The sequence below is a fragment of the Terriglobia bacterium genome, assembly GCA_032252755.1.
In the GTDB taxonomy this organism is placed as follows: Bacteria; Acidobacteriota; Terriglobia; order Terriglobales; family Acidobacteriaceae; genus JAVUPY01.
Window position 1 is genome coordinate 14,429 of sequence record JAVUPY010000064.1, and the last position, 22,079, is coordinate 36,507.

17 protein-coding genes are annotated in these 22,079 nt (G+C 54.4%); 6 read left to right on the forward strand and 11 right to left on the reverse strand.

Annotated features, from left to right (window positions below; translation table 11 throughout):
• Nucleotides 1-279: 279 nt before the first annotated feature.
• The 4 genes from ROO76_15095 to ROO76_15110 all read right to left on the reverse strand — a co-directional run bounded on the left by ROO76_15095 (nt 280) and on the right by ROO76_15110 (nt 4,092).
• On the reverse strand, nt 280-1,221 hold the full coding sequence (locus ROO76_15095; protein MDT8069488.1) for a LysR substrate-binding domain-containing protein: 942 nt from the start codon (nt 1,219-1,221) through the stop codon (nt 280-282).
• A 239-nt stretch (nt 1,222-1,460) separates the two neighbouring features.
• The gene (locus tag ROO76_15100; GenBank protein ID MDT8069489.1) at nt 1,461-3,056 is read right to left on the reverse strand and encodes a PAS domain S-box protein; all 1,596 of its coding nucleotides are present in this window, start codon (nt 3,054-3,056) and stop codon (nt 1,461-1,463) included.
• A gap of 318 nt (nt 3,057-3,374) precedes the next feature.
• A complete protein-coding gene (locus ROO76_15105; protein MDT8069490.1) occupies nt 3,375-3,686 on the reverse strand; it encodes a helix-turn-helix transcriptional regulator in 312 nt (103 codons plus the stop codon).
• A 139-nt stretch (nt 3,687-3,825) separates the two neighbouring features.
• Nucleotides 3,826-4,092 (reverse strand): helix-turn-helix transcriptional regulator, encoded by a 267-nt coding sequence (locus ROO76_15110; GenBank protein MDT8069491.1) that lies wholly within the window; start codon nt 4,090-4,092, stop codon nt 3,826-3,828.
• A 110-nt stretch (nt 4,093-4,202) separates the two neighbouring features.
• Here ROO76_15110 and ROO76_15115 point away from each other — a divergent pair, with 110 nt between their 5' ends.
• From ROO76_15115 to ROO76_15140, 6 genes are all read left to right on the forward strand, one after another.
• Nucleotides 4,203-4,961 (forward strand): sigma-70 family RNA polymerase sigma factor, encoded by a 759-nt coding sequence (locus tag ROO76_15115; GenBank protein MDT8069492.1) that lies wholly within the window; start codon nt 4,203-4,205, stop codon nt 4,959-4,961.
• 5 nt (nt 4,962-4,966) lie between these two features.
• Nucleotides 4,967-6,316 carry a zf-HC2 domain-containing protein gene (locus tag ROO76_15120; GenBank protein ID MDT8069493.1) on the forward strand — a complete coding sequence of 450 codons (1,350 nt, stop codon included), beginning with the start codon at nt 4,967-4,969 and terminating at the stop codon, nt 6,314-6,316.
• 160 nt (nt 6,317-6,476) lie between these two features.
• Complete coding sequence (locus ROO76_15125; GenBank protein ID MDT8069494.1) at nt 6,477-7,061, forward strand: hypothetical protein; 585 nt, start codon at nt 6,477-6,479, stop codon at nt 7,059-7,061.
• Nucleotides 7,062-7,112: 51 nt separating this feature from the next.
• On the forward strand, nt 7,113-7,916 hold the full coding sequence (locus ROO76_15130) for a DUF5677 domain-containing protein (GenBank protein MDT8069495.1): 804 nt from the start codon (nt 7,113-7,115) through the stop codon (nt 7,914-7,916).
• 250 nt (nt 7,917-8,166) lie between these two features.
• A complete protein-coding gene (locus tag ROO76_15135) occupies nt 8,167-11,256 on the forward strand; it encodes a carboxypeptidase regulatory-like domain-containing protein (protein ID MDT8069496.1) in 3,090 nt (1,029 codons plus the stop codon).
• Nucleotides 11,257-11,290: 34 nt separating this feature from the next.
• Nucleotides 11,291-13,603 (forward strand): prolyl oligopeptidase family serine peptidase, encoded by a 2,313-nt coding sequence (locus ROO76_15140; GenBank protein MDT8069497.1) that lies wholly within the window; start codon nt 11,291-11,293, stop codon nt 13,601-13,603.
• A 57-nt stretch (nt 13,604-13,660) separates the two neighbouring features.
• On the opposite strand, the gene ROO76_15145 is transcribed toward ROO76_15140, so the two are convergent.
• From ROO76_15145 to ROO76_15175, 7 genes are all read right to left on the reverse strand, one after another.
• Nucleotides 13,661-13,813, reverse strand: a complete 153-nt coding sequence (locus ROO76_15145; GenBank protein ID MDT8069498.1) for a hypothetical protein — start codon at nt 13,811-13,813, stop codon at nt 13,661-13,663.
• On the reverse strand, nt 13,788-15,794 hold the full coding sequence (locus ROO76_15150) for an asparagine synthase-related protein (GenBank protein MDT8069499.1): 2,007 nt from the start codon (nt 15,792-15,794) through the stop codon (nt 13,788-13,790). Before ROO76_15150 ends, ROO76_15145 begins: the two co-directional genes overlap by 26 nt.
• A gap of 29 nt (nt 15,795-15,823) precedes the next feature.
• The gene (locus tag ROO76_15155) at nt 15,824-16,195 is read right to left on the reverse strand and encodes a lasso peptide biosynthesis B2 protein (GenBank protein ID MDT8069500.1); all 372 of its coding nucleotides are present in this window, start codon (nt 16,193-16,195) and stop codon (nt 15,824-15,826) included.
• A 2-nt stretch (nt 16,196-16,197) separates the two neighbouring features.
• Nucleotides 16,198-18,255, reverse strand: coding sequence for a prolyl oligopeptidase family serine peptidase (locus ROO76_15160; GenBank protein ID MDT8069501.1), 2,058 nt, complete (start codon nt 18,253-18,255; stop codon nt 16,198-16,200).
• A complete protein-coding gene (locus tag ROO76_15165) occupies nt 18,240-19,490 on the reverse strand; it encodes a phosphotransferase (GenBank protein MDT8069502.1) in 1,251 nt (416 codons plus the stop codon). The genes ROO76_15160 and ROO76_15165 overlap by 16 nt, the downstream gene beginning before the upstream one ends.
• 201 nt (nt 19,491-19,691) lie before the next feature.
• On the reverse strand, nt 19,692-19,943 hold the full coding sequence (locus ROO76_15170) for a PqqD family protein (protein MDT8069503.1): 252 nt from the start codon (nt 19,941-19,943) through the stop codon (nt 19,692-19,694).
• Nucleotides 19,944-20,238: 295 nt separating this feature from the next.
• The gene (locus ROO76_15175; protein MDT8069504.1) at nt 20,239-21,978 is read right to left on the reverse strand and encodes an ABC transporter ATP-binding protein; all 1,740 of its coding nucleotides are present in this window, start codon (nt 21,976-21,978) and stop codon (nt 20,239-20,241) included.
• Nucleotides 21,979-22,079: the final 101 nt, after the last annotated feature.

The window sequence follows — 22,079 nt, forward strand, 5'->3', positions numbered from 1 at the left end:
CATTGTGACATCATAATGCAGTCAGAATGAAGCACAAGTACTTTCATAGTTGGAGTTCTTCGCCCAGCAAGGAATGCTTTGTTTGTCCCGGAATCAGGCACATCACTTGCACACATTTGTCGGAGATAGGCAGAATTAGCGCTGGTCGGCGAAGGACCCCGACTGATCGGCCTCCAGTAGTTACCAATTAATGATCGGTGAATGCTCTGCAATCACTTACTCAGGGAAAGTCTGTTTGTTGAATTCTTCCGGCCTGTACCCGCCAGATGCTAACAATTCTCAGCGAAGAATCAACTTCGGACTTTGCAGACGCGACGCCAGGAACATCACAAAGTCCTGAAGGCCACCACGCAGCAGATCTCGCCGAGCAAATATCGAAGTTTCAATCTGCAGGAAGCGATCTGTGATCGGTTTAAACACAACTCCCGCGCGAGTCAGGCGCGACGCTCCACTCGGAAACAAAGCGAGACCGAGGCCACGAGCCACCGCGTCGAGCGCCTGGATCGTGGAACCTATTTCATGCAAGACCGGATGTGCCCCCGTGCTTTGGACATATTCAACGGTATGATCATGAAACGCAGAATGTAGTTTTCGAGGGAACCAGAAGAGCGACTGCCCGTCCAGATCACGCACCGCAATCGAAGTTCGTTGCGCAAATCCATGGTTCTTCGGAACGCAAATGCAAAATGCTTCCCGTGCGACCGGCTTCACCCAAAGATCCAGGTCTTGGACTGGCTGAATGCCCAGTCCCACCTGAAGTTGTCCTCGTAGGACTTGCTCGACCAGGTCTGGAGTGTTGCTGCTCGCTAACTCTGGCCGCGCTTGTGGGAGACCCGCGGTATCAGTGCGCTGCACTTCAAGTTCCGAGAGATTCAATTCGTAGAGCAGAGGCACAAGCGCGCCATTGATGTATGGAGAATACCCAACACGAATTGGACCGGTGGCGATTCGCGCCGAATATCGAGCCAGTTCCCATGCTCGCTCAGAGTGTCGGAGTGCAAGTTGCACCTCCGGTAGCAGCATTCTTCCCGCTTCAGTCAATTCCAGTCGCCGCGTGGACCGCCCGAAGAGCCTGGCGCCGAGAGTGCGTTCCAGATTTGAAATCCTCTTTGTCACAAATGACTGGGAGGTATGCAGGCGTCGAGCGGCCCTCGAAAAGCTGCCTTCTTCGGCGACAATCGCGACGTACACCTGTGCTTGCATGAACCCGAAATCCACCATGACAAACACTCCATGGGTCTGGTGAAGTCGTGCTTCGGCCGTTTAACCAACAGAACTCACGAAGAGACTGTCGGCACTGACAGTGAAAGTATGCGGACCGCCCACGTCCTCTCCAGAGGCGAGAGGAGCTGTATTTTGCCCAATCTTGCGAATCGCCGCTGCTTTTTCTTAGACGTGGCCGGGATTACGGGCAGAACTGAATGGTTTTCGAGATGCGAGGACAAGTGGTTGGTCCAGGCTTAGTTGTACTGTTGTGGGCCAGACTGTATGACATCTTCTGAAACGACCAGAAGGCATGTTTGCCCGTCTAGCTCAATACAATCCGCCGAATATGCCGTGGCAATCAGCTCGCCCGATTTTGTCCGAAGTCTTGTCACGGCGTTTCGGACCGCTATTCCGTGCCGCACCTGTTCCACCAACCGAGTGCGTTCTGTGGGATCATTCCAAATCCCAATCTCAGGTGAGGTTCGACCCAGCAATTCGGTGCGCGTGTAGCCGTACCGACGCTCGAAGGCCTCATTCACATCGACATATCGACCATCTGCAAGCGTGGTCACGGAAAACGCGATTGGGCTCGATCGGAAGACTTTTTGGAAGCGATCCTCGGAAGCTCTGCGATGCTCTTCGGATTGCTCGAGTGCTTGTTTTGCTTTGCGGAGATCAGACAGGCTCCGCTCAAGTTCTTCGCCGTAGATCTCGGCGCGCTCGTAAAGCCGGGCATTCTGAATTGCAACGGCCGCTGGAATCGCGATTGACTTGGCGAGTCTGAGGTGTTCGTGCGTGAAACTGTTTGGCTCTGTATGTACGAGAGAAAGTATCCCGAGGTTTCGCTGGGACGCAATCAGGGGCACGGCTAGCCAAGACCTTATCTCCGTATGTCCCTCAATAGGTCGCCATTCCGATGTTTTCTGAGTATCAAGAAGCAGGACGCCATCCTGAGTTGTCAAAACCTGCTGCATGATCGGATAGTCTGCCGCATCCAGTGTCATCGGACATTTCAGGCCTAGTTCTGAGTCATCCTCCGGCACCGCTTCTCGCCCCAGAAACAGCCGTAAATCCGCCTCGACAAGCAGGACCTGGGCGGCTTCATAAGGCACTAACTGTCGCAGAGACTGAAGCAGCGTATCCAGGACAAAATCCATCCGAAGATCCTGCGTCATAGCAAGGGTTGCTCTGCGCATGGCATCGGCTTCCGACCAGGCAGACCGAGCCATTGCCAAGTTCTTTTTAACCTCTTCTTCTGCCTGCCGCCGCCGCGTGATATCTCGAAGAATCATCACATGCTTGCCGGGCAGGAAGTCCGCTTTTGCCGTGAATTCTACGAATGATCCTGATCCGTCCCGTCGCATGAGTTCGGCGTACCCTTGATCGCGCTTTTGTTTCCTCAGATCTTCCCAAAAATCGCCGAACTCCGCAGCGTCCTTGAAGAAGGTTGCCAGCGGTTGGCCGACCAGCTCGGATTGCACAGTGCCAAGCAATTGTTGAGCCGCAGGATTCGCGTCCACACTGATGCCTCGGTCATCGAGAATCAAAATTGCATCTAGTGCATTTTCAAAGATGGATTGAAACTCGCGCTCGGTTTCATCAAGGGCTGCCGTGGTCTGCCGCTGCTGCTGCCGTGCCAAGTACAGGAACCGTGCGTGTAGAAGAATCAAGACACAGAACACCAAGGATGACGCGGCCAGGAGCGCCACAAATGTTTCCAATTTGTGCATCTTCGCCGCATAAATGAGTGCGAGCAGAATGATCGCCGCGCCGGAAGCCAGAAATGAGGTTATTCTCCAGCCGAGATTAGGTGTTTGACGCGGAAGAGGTTCGCGGCGATGAGAGTTCACTTGCTCCATAGGACGCAGGACAGAGGTGAGTGCACGATTTACTCTTGCGACAGAGGATCGCTGTCAGCCATTCGAGATTTCTATCACCGTTCGGGGCCGGATATTACCTGCTGATGTTCCGTAACGTCAAGACTAGGCCGGAATGACTCTTGGAACAAGGGAGTGTATAGAACTGCCTGGCTGCAAAGGGACTGTGCCCTAGCACAGTGGCAAATACGCGAAGAATCAAAGGTGGATTTCGAGAATCTGAATAACGCTGACTTTTGTGGCGCCTAACTAACGGGAAGGAGGACAGTTGCGCCCTTGAAACATCGCGGATTACCTTTCGTCGGACACAAGCATTAGCCGGTAGTATGTGCGGAGTCGCTTAATGTCATCGGTTTCGATGAGACGATGAATCTTCTCACGGATTGCCTCAGGAGTGTCGTCAGTGCCTTCAAAGAAGAAGAGGTCGCTCATTGACACTCCCAATTCACGAGCGATAGCAGCAATGACATCCAGTGGAGGCGAATCGATGCGGCCTGTTTCGACTCTCGTGATGTAGTTCGCCTCTCGCCCGATCTTCTCCTCCAGTTGGCCCTGACTCAACCCTTTGGCCTCACGAAGCGCGCGGAGACGTTCCCGAAACAATTTCGCTCCATCTGAACTCATCTCGACTGACCTTAGAGGGACAGTGAGCCGAAACAAAGTACGCAATCGGTATTTTATTGTTGATAAATAAGACGGTTAAGGTATGATGTGCCGATCAATTTGCTACTGACGCGGCAAGTTACGCCGTGTACAGCCTGGATTGCTCCATGCGGCGTACTAGTTCAGACGGCCGCACGTTCAAGCATTGAGCAAACCGGACAATCATTCTGATGGTTGGACTCTGGACTCCGCGTTCCACAGCGCTTATGTACGTTCTGTCAATCCCGCTCTCCATATACAAGTCCATTTGGGACAGTCCTCGGCTCTTGCGGATTTTTCGCAAGGCGTCCCCAAGCGCCTTCTCAGGTCCGGATCGAGGCTGAACTTGTCTGCGCCGCTTTACCATCTCGGCACAATTGTTTGCGATCTGATGGTTATAAGCCAACGGATCATAACCAACATTTGCTCAGGACAGATTCCAATCGTCCGAAGTGTGCAGATCAAGCTGGAGGCAGCATGAGCTCGGAGGCTGTCCGCTATTTTCTTCGTGTCCTGGGAAGCGATATAGAGAGAAGCTGCGCGGAAATAGAAGATGCTCGGCAGTCGTCAATGGACGAAGGTAGACCGCAGATCCTTGGAGAATCGATCTCGACGTCGGACATCACGAAGCTTGTTGCTCAGCCCACCTCGCGCTCCACTGTGAACTCGGACGAAGTCTTGATCGCACGAGTTTGCGGCGGCGACAGGGAGGCACTCGCGCAACTCTTCCGGCGATATGCATGTCTGGTCCGCACAGTCGCCAACCGTATCTTGCGTGACGTGTCGGAAGCAGACGACCTGCTTCAAGAAATCTTTCTCTTTATCAACCGGAAGTGCGAGATGTTCGACAGCTCGAAAGGTTCGGCTCGCTCCTGGATCGTGCAGATCACCTACCATCGGGCGATCGATCGCCGTCGCTATCTCTCTTCGCGCCACTTCTATACGCAGGTGGACATTGATGGCCCTGCGATGGAGGTCCCCGATCCGCGCGCGGACATCCTCCCTTACGACCAATCGATGGAGGGAGTATTGGGAAGGTCCGCGCTGGAAAGGATCGAGAAATCACTCTCCCAGGATCAGTGGACGACAATGCAGCTCTATTTCTTCCAAGGCTTTTCGATTGACGAGATTGCCGAACACCTCGGCCAGTCAGCAGGAAACGTCAGAAATCACTATTACCGGGGTCTCGAGAAAGTGCGCAAGCAAATGCTCTCAATGAAATTGCGGGTCGATTGAGTAATATGGTAAAACGTAGCTCCAAACTAGGAGCCGGGGCATTGTCGCATAGCGAATCCCATGACGAGTTCCTTGAGCTCTGTGCAGTTGCGACCTCGGGCACGTTGAGCGAAAGAGATAGGGCGCGGCTAGAGAGGCATTTGGCAACTTGTGCCTCCTGCCGGGATGCCATGCGGCAGTACGAACAGGCTGTCGGTAGCGTGATTCCCGCATTGGCTCCCAAAGACTTCCCTGAAGGCCTCCAACACGATCCCAACTGGTCTGAAAAGAATGCCGAGGCAGCCTTCTTCGCACGCTTGGAGCAAGAAGAAAGACAGTCGGCCCGCATTGATGACAGCCGCGCACCCGCAACCGACCACCCGGATTTTCCTCGCATACCTCACGCCAATGCGGGAGAAGCAATCTGGCGGCATGTTTGGCTTCAATATGCCGCTGGAATCTTGCTGACCATCGGCCTTGGATTTTGTGTCTACGAGATTGGAATGCATCGCGGCGCGCAGCGTTCCCCTGCTGTGCCAGCTCCTCCGCAGAAATCCGAAGCCTCTCTCGAACAACAGTTGAGTGATGCCGGGCATGAGCGCGAACTGGCGCACACCGAGAGCTTGGAGCGTGACAAGACGATTGCCGAACTCCGGCGGCGGCTGGACCAGCAGGTGGCTGAAGTGACTCGCCTGAAAACCGCACAAGCGCAATTGGAGAGTGACCTGCGCATTGATGATGCGAGCAAAGACCACCTCGCACAAGAACGGGCCACGCTGGCGCAACAACTTGAGGCCGCACAAGTCAAATCGCAGGCTTTCGAGCAGAGACTCGATTCGGTGACTCGTCAGGCTTCTCAGGACGGATCGCGCGCTACAGCCTTGGAAGCGAAAGTTAACGAATTGACACGTGCCATTCACGACCGTGACCAGGAGATCGATCACCAACAGGAACTGCTAGCACACGACCGTGACATTCGGGATCTGATTGGTGCACGGGACCTCTATATCGCCGAAGTCTATGACGTCGCTGGCACAGGAGCGACGCAAAAGCCGTATGGGAGAGTTTTTTACACACGGGGGAAATCGCTCATCTTCTATGCCTACGATCTTGACCAGCAAAGTGACATCAAGAATGCCAGTACATTCCAGGCATGGGGACGCCGCGGGCCAGATCGCAAGCAAGCGCTCAATCTTGGCATCTTCTACCAGGACAACGCGACCAAGAAGCGCTGGGTACTCAAGTCGAATGACCCCAAGACGCTGGCACAAATCGATGCTGTCTTTGTGACAGTTGAGCCAAACGGCGGCAGTCACCTGCCAAGCGGCAAACAACTCCTCTTCGCTTATCTGCGTATCGATCCCAACCACCCTTAGGAACCGCAGCTCGACCTTTCGCCGGACGAGCGCCGGGCTAAAAGCGCTCCTAAGTAACAAAGGAGATTGCTACCGCGTAGCCCGTCGCCCGGGAGGAATTCTGGGACTCTACCCGATGACCAATCAAAACAGCAGAGGCGCTAATATACTCAGCAGTAGTATGTCGAAGAGCTCACTCATTGGCGATGCTGGACTCGAAGTATTTTGCAGGCAGGTCCGAAACAGGTCTCGGGAGAATAAGGAAGCACTTGCTCTTCTGCACCACAACGCTTTGACCGGCAATATCATGGCAATTCTGCGGCAAGAGCTGGATTCCATGGTTCGCTGTATCTTCCTTCTGTCAATCGCCGAAAGGGAATACCGCAAGCGGTTGCTCCTGGACTCAATTAGCGGCAAGCCCTGGCGTACCGAAGATGGCAAGGGCAAAATCACCGACAGGAACATGGTTGACTTATCAAGCAAACTGCATGGCTGGACTAGGAATGTCTACGCCTTCGGCTGTGGCTTCATCCATCTTTCGGCGTTTCATGACTACCCGAATCGTGACCCCTTTGACTTCCTGACGCCCCAAGATCGCAAGGACATTGCTGGTTACCTCCGCCACTACCACGGTGTGGAAATAGTTGCTACGACCAAGTTTCGGGAGATCGAACCAATTCTGCCTGCGGTTTTTGAAAAAATATCCAGTAATCTTGAGTGCTACATCAAGGACCTTGAAACGGATTGTGACCTCACGGACCGATAGAGCTGGTTTGTGTGCGTCAAGTGCGGTCGGAAGTCGCTAAGGAGACGGCCCTTGCTATTCCTTACAGCTGAGCAACATCAAGAGGTAGTGCGGCGTTTACTTGATTTCGGAAAAGGTCACGCAGACAGAGTCCCGTTTCACCCGGCTGGCGTGGAATACACCTCTCTCATGGTGTGTTTCCTCCTTCACAATCTTTCTGCTGCAGAGACTCTTCTGCGAGTCGGCGGCTCGGTCGGTACCGCATGGTTTCCGGTGACTGTCGGTTATGCCATCACGCGAACGATGTTTGAGGCAGATGTAACCGCCCATTACGTGTCCCAAGCGCCGGTGGACCGTACCCGGCAATACATCAACTTCGGGGCTGTTCTCAACAAACGTCAAATGGAAACATGTCTGGCGCATAGAGATAGCAAAGATCCACTGTGGCGTGAAGCAATGGCCCTTCTTTGGCAACACCGCTGGGAACCCCGTGAGTCCGACGTTTTAGAGAAGTTCGATTCCGTTGCTTCTCAATTTAGTTGCACGGGAAAAGCTGGAAGAACGTCGGTTTGGCGAAACTGGTCGGGAGTATCGCTCCGCCAGATGGCCGCTGCGGTTGATCACCTCGAAGCATACGACATCTTCTACACTGAGCTCTCGTCATTCACTCACGTTGACGTGCATTTGGCTGACCGATTTCTCCAGCGTCGTCCCGATGGGCTAGTTTGGTCGCAACGAGCGGAAGAGGGCGATGTCGGCAACGTCTTCAAGCATGCAGCATCATTCCTGACGTGTTACCTAGAGCTCTTCGGTCGGCAGTTTAAGATTTGGTCAGAAGCTGCGGTGCAGAGCTGTTGGAAGGTGGAAGCAAACTGATGATCCAAACCTGCGCTTTCGCATAATGGCGAAAGGCCTCTCTATTTCCTGAATGCATTTCCGAAAAGCAAACTCTGATATCTCTGCGGCTTTCTTGCAAAGATAAAAGCCAATAGCGCCTAGACACTCGCACCCACCTTGTGCGAGTCGTCAGACGTACGGCCATGCGAGAATCATTGATAAATATTGGACAGGCGCTTCCGTAAACCGGATGACGAAACACAAATCCGGGCGACTAAGGAGCCTACTTGTGCAACTGCCTCACTCAGTTCGATTGCTGCTTTTGTGTGTCCTTGTTGGAACCGCAGCGTTTGCGCAATCACCGAATGGAACGATCAGCGGTATTGTGCTGGATCCTTCTGGAGCAGCCATCGCCCACGCCGACATTCAAATTGTGAATGACGCAACGGGCGTAAGATACCCAGGCACAACGAACAGCGAAGGCATTTACGCCGTGCCGAATCTCCCGCCAGGTGCATATCGCATTCAGGTTGCGAAGGTCGGATTCAAGACGCTAATCAAGCCCGATATCGTCCTTAATGTTCAGGACGCTCTGGCAATCAACTTCACTTTGCCGGTAGGAGCGTTCTCAGAAACTGTTACGGTGCAGGGTGGGGCACCGCTGGTCAAGACGGAGTCTGCTTCTGTTGGAACCGTCATTGACAGGCAGTTTGTGGAGAATCTTCCGCTCAATGGTCGCAGCTTCAACACGCTTCTGCAGTTGACGCCGGGCGTAGTCATCGCGCCTTCCAGTTCCGCTTCCGGGCAATATTCGATATCCGGTCAACGAGCAACCTCCAACAACTTCATCGTTGACGGGGCGTCGGCTAACTTCGGAGTCAGTCCATACCTCGGACTGAACGGAACCGGCGCGGGAACCTCGCAGGCGTTCAGCGCCATCGGAGGCACCAGCAGCTTGGTTTCCGTGGACGCATTGCAGGAATTCAGGATAGAGACATCCTCATTCGCCCCTGAGTTTGGCCGCACTCCGGGCGGACAAGTGGTTCTGACTACCCGCTCCGGGACCAACGAGTTTCATGGCGGACTCTTTGAGTACTTCCGAAATGACGTGATGGACGCGAACGACTGGTTTGCAAATCAAGCACATCAACCGCGACCGCCAGAGCGGCACAACGACTTCGGCGGTTTTCTTGGCGGTCCTATACTTCGTCGCAATACATTCTTCTTCGCTTCGTATGAAGGTGCCCGGCTAAGGCTGCCAAATACACAGACAAAGCAGGTGCCATCCGAAAGTGCGCGAGCTTCTGCTCCTGCGGAACTCGCCCCATTTCTGAACGCATTCTCGGACCCGAATGGCTCGATATCAGCAAATGGGTACACGGCTCAATTCACGGGAGGGTACTCCAACAGCGCAACCCTGGACGCCGGAAGCATACGAATCGATCATAAATTCAACGACCGCTTTTCGATTTTTGGACGATATAACGATGCACCTTCCCAATTCGCGACGCCTTTGGGCGGCGCTAGTTCTCTGTTCCTGACGACGGTCAACACAAAAACGCTGACCGTGAATTCGAACATGACGTTCAGCAGCCGAATACTTAACAATCTGCGGGCAAACTTTTCAACCCAGTCGTCAGGCCTGGCATACAGCACGGGGTCGCACCAGACTTACGGTGCGACAGCGCTAGATCCCAACCTGATTGCGGCTCCACTTCAAGCGTCGGATGTTCTCGTCCACTTTGGAACCCTCGACACGACGGCATCATTCTATGTTGGCCCAGATGGGAACAATAGAACGAGACAGGTAAATCTTGCGGACGACCTGGCAATCACCGTTGGGTTACACCAACTGAAGTTCGGAGGAGACTACAGGGCCATCTTCCTGAATGAAAACCCCGCACATTACATCGTCAACGCGAGCGCCAGCAGCGTCCAGTCTCTGCTCACCACCGGGCAGGCCTCATTGTCAGTTTCCGAGTTTCTTCCATCCAGGTTCCTTGCACAGTCTCTGTCGCTCTACGGCCAGGATGTTTGGCAAGCGACTCCGCGACTGGTAGTCACCTACGGACTGCGATGGGAACTTAGTCCCGCACCATCACCACGCGGATCAACCACCGTAACGGGATGGCGCAATGTGACTGATCCATCGACCATCAGCCTGGCGCCCGTCGGTTCGTCTTTGTGGAGCACCAGGCATGCCAACTTCGCCCCCCGTCTCGGAGTGTCCTACAAGCTGAGTGAGAAAGGCGACTTTGTGCTGCGCGGGGGCGTGGGCAGTTTCTACGATCTGGGATTAGGCTCGGCATCGAATCTTGGCTACTCTTTTCCTAATTCAGCCAACGTCTACACTGCTTCCGTTGGGCTCCCAATGGGGGATGTTCAGCCCTATCTGCCGACAATCTCCTTACAGCCCCCGTACCAGGGCCTCATAAGCGGTTTCGATCCGAACCTGAAGCTTCCGCGGTCCTATCAATGGAACGTCACGCTGGAGAAATCGTTTGGTGAACGGCAGGCAATCTCGGCCGCTTACGTCGGACAGGTTGGACGTGACCTGCTCCGACAGTCGGCCCTGTATGCTCCGAATACAAATATCACTGGGGACTTTTTGTTGACGAACAACTCTGCGTGGTCCAACTACAACGCCCTCCAGGTGCAGTACCGCAGGCCGGTATCGGCAGGACTCCAGGCAATTCTGAACTACACATGGTCACACTCACTGGATAACGCTTCGAACGATGTCATCGCTGCACTGCCGAGCAATGTCATATCCGCTGCCAGTGACTACGGATCATCCGATTTCGACGCCCGACACAGTTTCTCAGGCGCACTGACATACGACGTACCACCCGCGGCCAAATCTGGACCTGTCAATCTGCTAACCAGAAACTGGTCTGTCGATACGGTCATCGTGGCCCGTAGTGGCTTTCCGTTCAATGGAACCGTAATTATCGGATCGCCAGACCCGGGTCTGTTTGCCACATCCCGGCCCGATCGTGTTCCCGGTCAACCGTTGTGGATTGCCCAGTCGGGAGCCCCAGGCGGAAAGGTGCTCAACCCCGCTGCATTCAGCGTGCCTTCGACACCGCGCCAAGGCAATGAGGGCCGCAACGACATACCAGGATTCGGTTTGACTCAAGTGGACCTGACAATTGGCCGAAAGTTTTCCCTTTCGAACCGTTTCAATCTCCAGTTCCGCGCCGACGCATTCAACGTGTTCAACCATCCGAATTTCACGAATCCGGCAGCGTATGTCGAGTTCGGGGAGCCATTTCTTCAATCGACAAACATGCTCAATCAGGGCTTGGGAGGGCTCAACCCACTCTTCCAACAGGGAGGCCCCCGTTCTCTGCAGTTGTCATTGAAGCTCACGTTCTGACAGTTGGGTCCCATGCCTGCGTGAGGTGGTTGCTGTGAGAATCTCTACAGGGATTACAACGCTACTCGTGTCTTTTGCCTGCGTATTCTCGCCGTTTTGCGCAGCCGCGCAGAGCACCGAGCCACTGGCAATTGAGGACGTCCTTTCGAGCCGGGAATTTGGTCAGCTCACGATCCCAGTCTGGTCACCAGATCAAGAATGGCTGGTCTATGCGGTCAAAGATAGGAGCAGGCGGTCGGAGGCCTCCTCAAGCGATACAAAGCAGACTTCGATCTTTGCCTATTCGAAGGATTCCGACCTTTATGCGGTCAACATCCACACCGGCGACACAAAAAATCTGACTGGCGCCAAAGGAAACAACGGGTCTCCAGCGTGGTCGCCCGATGGGCATTACCTTGCATTTCTTTCCGACAGAGACGGCAGTGGTGTTGCCAAGCTATGGCTATGGCAGCGATCCACCGGAGACCTTAAAAAGGTCTCCGACGTTTACATCCGAGCGACGGAACTTCAATGGCTGAACGGTCGAGAGATATTGGTCACTCTTGCTCCGGAGAGCACCTCCCCTGTAACTCCGAGGGAATCACCATCTGAAACGGAGATTGGGACGAACTGGCAAGAATCGACTGTCAGGGTATATCGCTCGAATGCAACGTCCTCAACGACAAGCGCAGGAACTATATCCGCACCATGGAACCTGGATGTGTATCGCAGTGATCTTGCAATCGTTGAAATTGAAACCGGTAAGATACGGAGGCTCACACACGACCAACGACTCGGAACGTACGCAATATCTCCCGACGCCTCGCGCATCGCATTTAGCAGCCCGATTCGTTTCGAAAAGGCGGGTTCGCAGCAGATACTCTGGTCCCTCTCCGTTGTCTCTGTGGCGACTGGGGAAATTCAATCCCTGGCCTCGGAGATTCGCCTCGAATATGACGGATCTCCTTTTTCATGGTCGCCCGACAGTTCCAGACTGGCGTTCCTGACCGGAGGCCCCATTGAACATAACGAAAGAGGAGACTGCTATGTTGTCGATCTGAATGAAGCAGGCTCGAAAAACCTCTCGCACTTCGAATCGCCTCCCGGTCGTGAAAAGCAACGAGCGCCACTGTGGGATGCGACTGGAGAGTCCATCTACTTCATTCGAGACGGCGCGGTATGGAAAGTGCGGGATGGTAAGCCTGCTCAGGCGCTTCCGAGGATTAAGGACCGCCGTGTTATGGAAATCGTTGCCGGCGGCCACGAGCAGGTGTGGTCTCCGAAACCTGGCTCCATCGTCGTCCTTACTTATGACAGCTCGGCGAAGCAGTCCGGCTTCTACAGGATGAACGTGATAACTGGCGAAAGCACCAGATTGCAGGAAGATGGCCGCTGCTACAACTTCATGAACGCGGACGATCATGTCTATGCGGTATCCGGCGGGAGCAGGTTTGCTTACTTCGCCGAGGATGCCACTCATGACAGAGACTTATGGATGGCTAATGCCGACTTTCGGTCTGTCTGGCGACTGACACATCTCAATCCTCAGCTCGACAAGTACAAAATGGGAGAAGCCAGATTAGTTGAGTGGCACAGCCTTGATGGCCACATTCTCAAAGGTGCGTTACTACTTCCGCCGACATACAGAAAGGGGGTTCGTTACCCCTTGGTCGTATGGGTTTACAGCGGAGATCGCGGATCGGAGTTTGTGAACCGCTTCGGTCTGGCCGACGCCGGACCATTCAATCTGCAACTACTCGCAACACGAGGGTATGCGGTGCTGTTCCCAGATATTCCAGAAGATCCTATAGCGCCGATGGCGAACATCGCCAAGTGCGTATCGCCGGGGATCAACCATCTCGTGGAGACTGGTATCGCCGATCCGGACAGGGTCGGCGTCATAGGGCAGAGCTATGGCGGCTACAGCGTTCTGGCATTGATTGCACAAACCAATCGGTTCAAGGCCGCGGTGGAAATCGACGGCGCGGGAAATCTGATCGGCGTTTACGGAGAAATGGATAAAGCCGGCGCAGCCTTCGGAGTTTCAGAACTTGAACACGGACAAGGGCGGATGGGTGGAACGCCATGGCAGTACCGCGAGCGTTATATTGAGAATTCTCCGTACTTCTATCTCGACAGAGTTGAAACACCGCTATTAATCGTGCAGGGAGCAGCGGACACGACGACAGCACCGTTTCTCGCGGATGAACTGTTTGTAGCGCTTCGTCGTCTCGGAAAGGAGGTCGAGTACGCAAAATACGAAGGTGAGGGCCATTCGGCTGTGTACTGGAAATACTCAAATCAGGCCGACTATTGCCGTCGAATGCTGTCGTGGTTCAATCGCCACATGGGCACCGACAATAGGTGATTTCCGGGCACAATGATCGGAGCGCCCACAAGAAGTGTGAGCGCCCCGGTTGGTGGTTTACTCATCCGCTTCATATGCCATTGCGGTCAGGTAGTGGTTTGGATTGGTTGGTTCGATGCTGTCGCCGAAAACCTGCGAACCTTTCGCCGTCCGCTGAATCGTGACCAACGCTTCCGTTGACTCCTCAATACACGGTTTCGTGTACGTCATTGTTTTCACCTCCTTTCGTCTTGGAATGCTCCTCAGCTGAGAATTCGTTCTTGCTTGCCATTCGAGGAGAAATACGGATTACGTCCATCTGCCTACGACCGTTCTCCCCCTTGCTTTCTTGAATGAGGCCTCGCCGTCCAAGGTCCTGGAGCCAACCTTCCAGCGCTAGGGTTCGCATCAGCGGCACGAGTGGGGACTCAAACCCGCAGCTAGCTCTCTGAACCGCCTCGACCAGCTCGCTCTGAACCACGAAGCCCAACCTTGCGCTGATCATGCCTTGATCCAAATCGATTAGCTTTCGAAAACCCACAGAGAGCGACGCGGACGGTAGTCGGGTTACGTACGCCTTCCTCTTACGCTGAAGCAAGTTGTCCGGCACAATCCCCACAAGCGCGCGTCGCATCAGGGAACGGCGTTGGCCCGGACGAACCAACTGCTCCCGGGGAATTGCGTATAGAAATTCGAGAAGGTCCCGATCCAGGTACGGATACCGCTTGTCATACAGCGGATACCGTGGAAGCTCCTGACATCCCAGTTGCCTCCGCAGCAAATTCAGGGTACTCATGTTTTCTTGAAAACTTGGCAGGGGACCAGTCAGCGATAGGCGCGGCTGGTAACCACTCAATGCATCTCGATGTCGGCTGACAAAATCCGGGTGGAGCCAACTCGCCTGCTGCACGTGCTCAAGGGAGCGAGCTTGAACCCGGGGGAGAAAGACTTGTACGGTCTCATAAAACAGACTGAACCATGGCCTTCTCATCTGAAGCGCCCAACTTCGTAATTGATGAGCGAGTGCTCCGAGGTGAACTCTCGTTAGCAGATCAGCAAGTTCCGGCATTGGCGTTGGTACACCCCCGGTAACTTCATCGCCACCGATTCCTGAGAGTACGACCCTATGGCCCTGTGAGGCCATATAGGCTGCAAGATGTCTGGATGCTTCGTTCACGCTCCCGACTGTTCCTGGCGTCGGCCTAAAACAGACATCGTTCTCCTGCAACCGTGACGGCCTTTGTGCGCCTGCGTCGATATGGCATCCAGTCCGGCCGCGCTTCTCTTCAACTATGGTGAAATACGGCCGTTCATCCCAATTCGGTTCCGAGTCGCTGAAGTATGAAAGAGTGTCCAGCCGAGGAGTTTCCGCTAATCCTCGCTCAATCAGCTCGTCAGCCATGCAAACGATGGAGGAAGAATCCAAACCGCCGCTCAACTCGGCAAGGACCGGCGCATCGGAGCGCAGACGGCGCCGAATGGATTCGCTGACCGCTGATCGAAAATGCTCTTCATATTCGGCATCGTTCCGATAGCGAATCTTCTTTGCGCGGTTGAAATCCCAGTACCTGTGAAGCTCACACCTTCCTCGTCCCAGCCGGACGAAGCACGAGGGTGGAACAGAATGAACGCCGGCGTATGGAGTCGATTCGGCGGCAGGAAAGCTTGATAGCCAACCAGCGATGTATTCTTCGTCGAGTGCGAGATCATCGCCGATGGAGGTGAGTAATGGCTCAAGGAGGCTACTCCAGACAACATGGCTGTCGGAGACTCGGTAATAAAGTGGACGCGTCCCGACAAAGTCTTTCGCTAAGATGACCTCCCGGCTTTTTGGATCCCAAACAGAAAGAGCCCAGTCCCCGTTCAGCCTCTGGAAGCAATCCGTAGCCCAGCGATCGAAGGCAGCCGCAACAATCGAGACGTCAGCAGCATCCCTCAGAATCCCATCGCTCAACTCATGAGCAAGTTCCTTGCGATTATCGAGCCGTCCATCCCAGGTGATGACAGATCCGGATTGCGAAACGCAGGGCTGAACTTCAAACCGAGACTCCCCGATGACGTGAAAAGCTCGATAAAGGATGTTCATGCCCCGGACGCAATACGCACCTTCGCCATCCGGACCATACGGAGACAGGAGTGATCGCATCGTCTCCATGTAGTCGGCGTCTGCCGGTACATCATCGAAATTCCATCTTCCAAACTGGACGCTCATGGGTTGCCCCTCTCGCCGAGCCCCGATGTCTAGCACCTATCGAGAACCGTATATATTTCCGGCGTATACGGTTTGTCATTGACCACTTGTCCGCCAACTTCGACCCATGCGTGTGCCCGGAGAGGAGCTTGCTGAGTACCAATGACCAGCTGGGCAGGTATGCCATAACGTTTGAGCAAACAAGCAGTGGCGGCGGATCGCTGCAGACAGAGCGCCTCTTTCCAATACCAAATGCAAGCAATGTCAATTGCCGAACAGATTCGTTCGACGACATCGGGTGCCAGTGCTCCACCCTTGCCGAGTGGATAGTCACGCACCTTTTTGTAGAGAGAGGCGAAATCTCCTCGTGCCAGATAGAGATCGAATTCAATCAGCTTCATGTACGCTCGTAACCGAAGCATCGTCACGGCCGGTCCACCTTTCTCACCTGAAGCTCCAGCTGATCGCAAAGAAACGCCATGCGGTCCGTGAGGGCTTCAATGCGTTCACTCAATGGCAGTACAGGCGAGTGGCCGCGCGAATGACGGTAGTCAAGCAGTATTGGGTACCTGGAAGAATTCGCGGCTTGCAGACGCGCGGTCATCTTTCGGGCGTGAAGAGGATTACAGTTTTGGTCGGTGTCCCCGGAAACGATTATGGTTGCGGGATAAGATGTGCCATCACGTACCTGGTGATATGGGGAGTAGCTCGCAAGCACCGCAAAGTCATCCGCATCTTCCGAGGTCCCCAGTTCGTCCTTCCAGAAACCTGCGTTATCAAATAGGTGGTAGCGGAGCATATCCAGCAGAGGGACCAGGCAAACCACAGCGCGAAACAGATCGGGGCGTTGCGTCATAGCCGCGCCGACCAGGAGGCCCGAGTTCGAGCCACCGAATATCGCGAGCTTACGAGGCTTGGTGCGATGCGTTTCAATCAGCCATTCCGCTGCGCATAGAAAATCGTCGAATGCCACTTGCCGGTTCCGGCGCCTGGCGGCGTCATGCCATTTGCTTCCAAATTCCGAACCGCCACGAATGCACGGAAGCGCAAACAGGCAGCCGAGCTCCAGGAGAAAGGCCACGAACACGCTGAATTCCGGCGTCATGGAAATGCCATAACCGCCGTAAGAGGTCATGATCGCAGGATGCGAACCACATTCAAGAACGTCTTGCCGCCCCACAAGAAACATCGGTATGTGCGTTCCGTCCTTCGCCTTGAACCAAACGCGCGTATGACCGTAACGTTGAGAGTCGAATGGAATGCGTCGATCTGCCCACAGCTGCAGATTGCCGTTCCGGCAGGAGTAACGATAGATTGCAATGGGTTTAGTGAACGACTCCCGTTCAAAGAACACTTCATCTCTGTCTGCGGAACCGCCGGCGAGACGAATCGTGTCGCATTTCTCATTCGGTAATCGACCAAGTCGTTTGCCGTACGAATCGAAGATGATTATTTCTGTTGCGGCTTCTCGGATATAGGAAACAAATATTCGATTCTGAGTCGCAATCCAGCTCTGGATTCGTGACTCACACGCCGGTACCACATCGACAAAGTCAGGCTGCCGTCCCTGTTGGGAACGAATCTCGACAATCCGGAGGTTGGGTGCGTCACGGTTGGTAATCGCCAGAATTCGCCCGTCCTGCAATAACATCGGTCCAATCGTGTATTCGGCATTCTCGACCAACGGCTCCGGGGCATCTTTGCTACCCAACGGCCACAAATAGAAGTCTGTGAACATCTTTTCGAGAAATCTGTAAACCAGAAAGCCGAGCTGATGCTTCCCTGAGATCATCTGCAGCCGAATCTTCTCGCCTTCCCCAGCAAAGAAAATCTGCTCGTCGGTCTCGAAATCCATACCAAAAACATGCCGAAAGACTGCTCGATAGTATGGTCTCCGCGACTCCGCTTGCTCATGTACGTAATAGAAACCGCGGCCATCCGACGCGAAAACGAAACCTCGCAGGAATCCGCGAGGAAGGACATCGGGAAGTGTCTTGCGGCTGCGGACATCGAGGATCTCAAACGTCCCGGTTCTCTCTCCGCCCTCTTTGACCTCATACAGAAGCAGCCGTCCATCTGGCGATATTAGAAGCGGTCTAACCGCCGTATTTGGACCCGTTCCGCGCATCTTGGGATCAAGCAGGAGCCGGTCTTCGCCGCTCGGTCCATCACGCAGAAAGATGCTGGGTTGTTCCTCGCCTCTCGTTCGCTTGCGAAAGACATATTTGTTCACAGCTATGTGAATGGAGTCGCATGTCTCGACATCCAACAGCTTGCGGATACGCTCACGGATCGCCGCTCGGCCAGGAACTGCATCCAGATAGGAACGAGCATAAAGGTTCTGTTCCGAGAGCCATGCGCGAGTGCGCGGTGCGCCCTGGTCTTCGAGCCAGCGATATGGATCCATTACCGCTACACCGTGCAGGAAATCTGTTATGGGCTCGACGACAGAGTGGGGCGGGCAGACTAGGAGTTGAGGCATGCGCGTCTCCGTTCTTGCAGCTTCCGGCTCTCGCGGTGCATCCGGCGAATCAGGCTGCGGAAGTACCCCGCATTCTCGGAGCTGAAGACCTTTTCACGGTCGCGCCAATGGTCCATGCCAAGGGCATATGCGAAGGGAGCGAGAAGCTGTGCGATTTCCAGTCCTTCCGTGACCACGGCGACCGGGAGTATGAATTCCCATTGCTTCCTGTATCTCGTTACAAGCGTGAAATCCAGGCCACCTTCTGAGATCGCTGACTGCCGGAAATGGCCGCGAAGAAAATCGAGCGTGAGGAATGGAGGCCCCACATAGGCTTCGCCCCAATCAAGAAAGACGCAACGATCCGGCGAGACGATAATGTTATGCGGACTTATATCCAGATGTCCCAGTCCGTCAGGAATGTTGAGTTTGGGCCAATCCGTGATGGCTTGCTTGATGCTGGCTCCGAGCGCGATCACTTCCTTCTTCGTCAGCGCTGGTGGAGAAACCTTCTCCTGCCGTTCCATCAGCTCCGCCATGACCTCCATGAAGGCGTCGGCTTGTCTTAGCAGTTCTTCGATCCTCAGATCCCTGCATCCTGCATTCAAGAGTTCATCGATTTTTCCTCGAGACTCAATTTGAAGCTTGGCAATTGCCTCTGCTGCCTCTTCCCACGCACTAGCACTGTCGATTTCGCTCAGTGTCAAGCCTTCGCACTCTGTCGTAAGCCAGCCATGGAGAGAAGGATGCGTTGCGATGACGCTGGGAACATAAACAGGCAGTTCTCGCGCCAGTGCGGTCGCAATTGAAACCTCTCGCACGTTCGTCTCGTCCACTGCCTTGAACCAAACAGCAGAACCGTTCGTTTCCATTCGCAATAGCGCACACATTGGGCAGGGATTGAACTGGCGAAGATCCCCACTCAACCGGAGTCCACGCGGCTCGATCTCCTTCTGCACCCAACACAGGAGGTCCTCCAACCAACCCGGCTTTCCAAATGGGCCGATCGCCCACCCTCGTGCATAGGAGCGCATCTCTCGAATAGCCGCTGAGACCGCAGAGGAATCTTCTTCATTGAAGTTTTCACTTTCGATGTGCTCGACCGGCATCCATGCGCAGTCCATGGGAGCGCAACTGACATCCTCCCTGGCCTCCATCACCTCGTAAGTGCCAGGACTCGGATCGGATGCCGGCACCTTAATCGTGAACAGAGAATAGGCGGCGATTCCGAGTTGACTTCGTACGTCCTGATTCACACTCTCGGCTACTTGCTGTCGCCCGGAAAGGACGATTCTTGGAAGCTCTGATCGTGGCCCTCGACGGAATGTCAACAATTCCGATCCAGACCGGCGCAACAAGATCACAGGGTGGGTCACACAATTCGTGCCAGGTAGGCTCAAGCCCCGGTCGTCGCATTCTTCCGATAAGTGACTCATCGACGGTTCTCCCACCCGCTCTCAAAGAAGCAAGTGTTGCTGCTTCAACAATCCTAGAAACTTAACAAGATCGTTCTCGACCGTTTCTCGTGAGACTCCCCAGTCTTCGCTGATCCTGGTGGCAATCTGCGATTCGCTCTGTCCTTCGCGTAGCCATTCGAAAATCAAGGCACCCGTCGAATTTAAACGAAGGAGCTTGCCCCGCTCGAGATCGAGCAAAACCCCACCATCATCATTTCGTGTGCTGCGAACGCCGCCTGGAACTCGATACATGATTCGCTCAGCCTTTAGCGCCGGATGCTTTCCCACGGGCCAATGTGCCATTTAAGTGGACTGAAGAGCTACAGGGTGTGAAGTTTGTTCGCGAATGCGCCGACTGGGAAGGAATCTGGGTATGGATCAACAATATGTATAGCTTTGTTCGCGATTAAAACAACGAGCGACGTTCGCATTCTCTACATGATGTGCTTCAACGCAACCACATAGTACGCGTCGGTGCTGAGAGAGCCGGGACTTTCTCTTCCCTAAGAATATAGATGGAGGGGTTTCTCTTCTGAGCGGCTCTTGGTTAGCGGTCACAGGTCGAAGCCGTACCGGATCTAAATCCGAAAGATCCAACGCGTCCGTCATGCAGGATCTGTCCATCGGCGAGCGCCAATACTCGATCAAAATTCGATACCGTTGAAATGCGATGTGAAATCACAATGAGAGTGGAGGTGGGAAGCTCGTGTCGTAGATTGCGAATCACCGTTTCTTCGGCGAGTGGGTCAAGGCATGAAGTCGCTTCGTCCAAAACAACTATTCGCGGCCTCGCGAGGAGTGTTCGCGCGATGGCCAGGCGTTGGCGCTGGCCGCCTGAAAGTTGGCAGCCTCCCGGCCCGATTCCCTGATCGATACCATCGGGAAGTTGTGCAATAAACGAAGATAATTCGGTGCAGCCAAGGGCTCTCCACAACTCATCATCTGATGCCGATGGTTTAACAAAACGCAGATTGCGAGCAATTGCTCCGTCAAACAGAACCGGATCGCGCGGCAAATAGGCAACGAAGCGGCGAAGGCTGTCCAGTTGGATACTCCGCACATCCCAGCCTCCAATGGACACTGACCCGGAATCCGCATCATAGACACGTGCAAGGAGCTTGACCAGCGTGCTTTTCCCAGCACCGTTCTCGCCGACGATTGCGATCTGCTCTCCGGAACAGATTCGGAGGGACGGAATTCGGAGCATGTTCTTCTGTCTCTGATATCCAAACTCAACGTTGTGAAAATCGACTTGCCACGTGTGCTCTTGCGATAACACAGCCGCACCGGGCGAATCCGTAATAGCGGGACGCAGGGCCAACACAGACTGCACGTATCGCATACTGGCGAATGTTTTCTGCGCTCGCGCATATAGTTCGGCGGCAGAACTAAGAGGCTCAAAGAGCTGCGTCACGAAACCGTAGAATGCCACCAGACCTCCAACAGTCAGGGTTCCAGACAGGACGCTCCATCCTCCGCAGCCGATTACCCATGTCATGGCCAGGACTACGGCCAGCGACGTAAATACGGTGAAGCGAATGCCGGTCCTGAAGAGTTTTTGTTCGGAGCGTGCGGTACTTGCCAGCAAGCGAAATGCCTTCCTCTCCTGCTGTCGTTGCTGTCTGAGCAATTGGATCGGGACAATGGCGGAAAGATGCTCTTCCAGGAAAGTGCTCCAAACAAGCCGTCTGCATTGCACCGCGTCGGAATCCGAACCCAACCTCGTCCGGAAATATAGCCGCGCAATTAAAAAGGCGGGAATGAGCGGAAGGACAGTGACCGTCAGCATCGGACTCAACATAAACATCGCGAACAGCGTAAAGACACCCGTCAAGAACAAGCGCAGTATCGCAGGAAGCAGGTCTGAGCCGAAATAGGCGATTTCCTCGACGGGCTGTTTGAGCGGATAAATTGCCGTGCCCACGGCGGTGCTCTCGTAATAACTCGCAGAGAGCAGATTAAGATGCCGGAGCACTCTCATGCTCAATGCAAGGTTCAGCCGCTGCGAAGCGTTCAGGTTGAGATAAGCCCCGCAGCTTGTGAGCAGCGTTCTGCCTTCGTAAGTGATAAAGAACACAACAGCGAGACCGGCGAGAAGCCCCAGATTCCTTTTGGGGAGCGCTTGATCGATGAGCCACTTGAGAACGAACGGCGATAGAAGCCCCAGGACGCTCCCCGCGGTCACGCACAGGAAACTACCGAGATGCCAGCCGAGAAATGGCCGAATTTGCTCCGCAAGCCATCGATATTGTTCCGGCAACCAGGATGATGGCAGATGTTTGCGCATCGCAGACTGAGGAAGGCCCCTGACCATCGAGCTTAGTTCGGCACTCGCGAAGTTGACCAGCAAGCATCTCGAATGTTCGCCTTTGGCTCAACAGAGAGGAA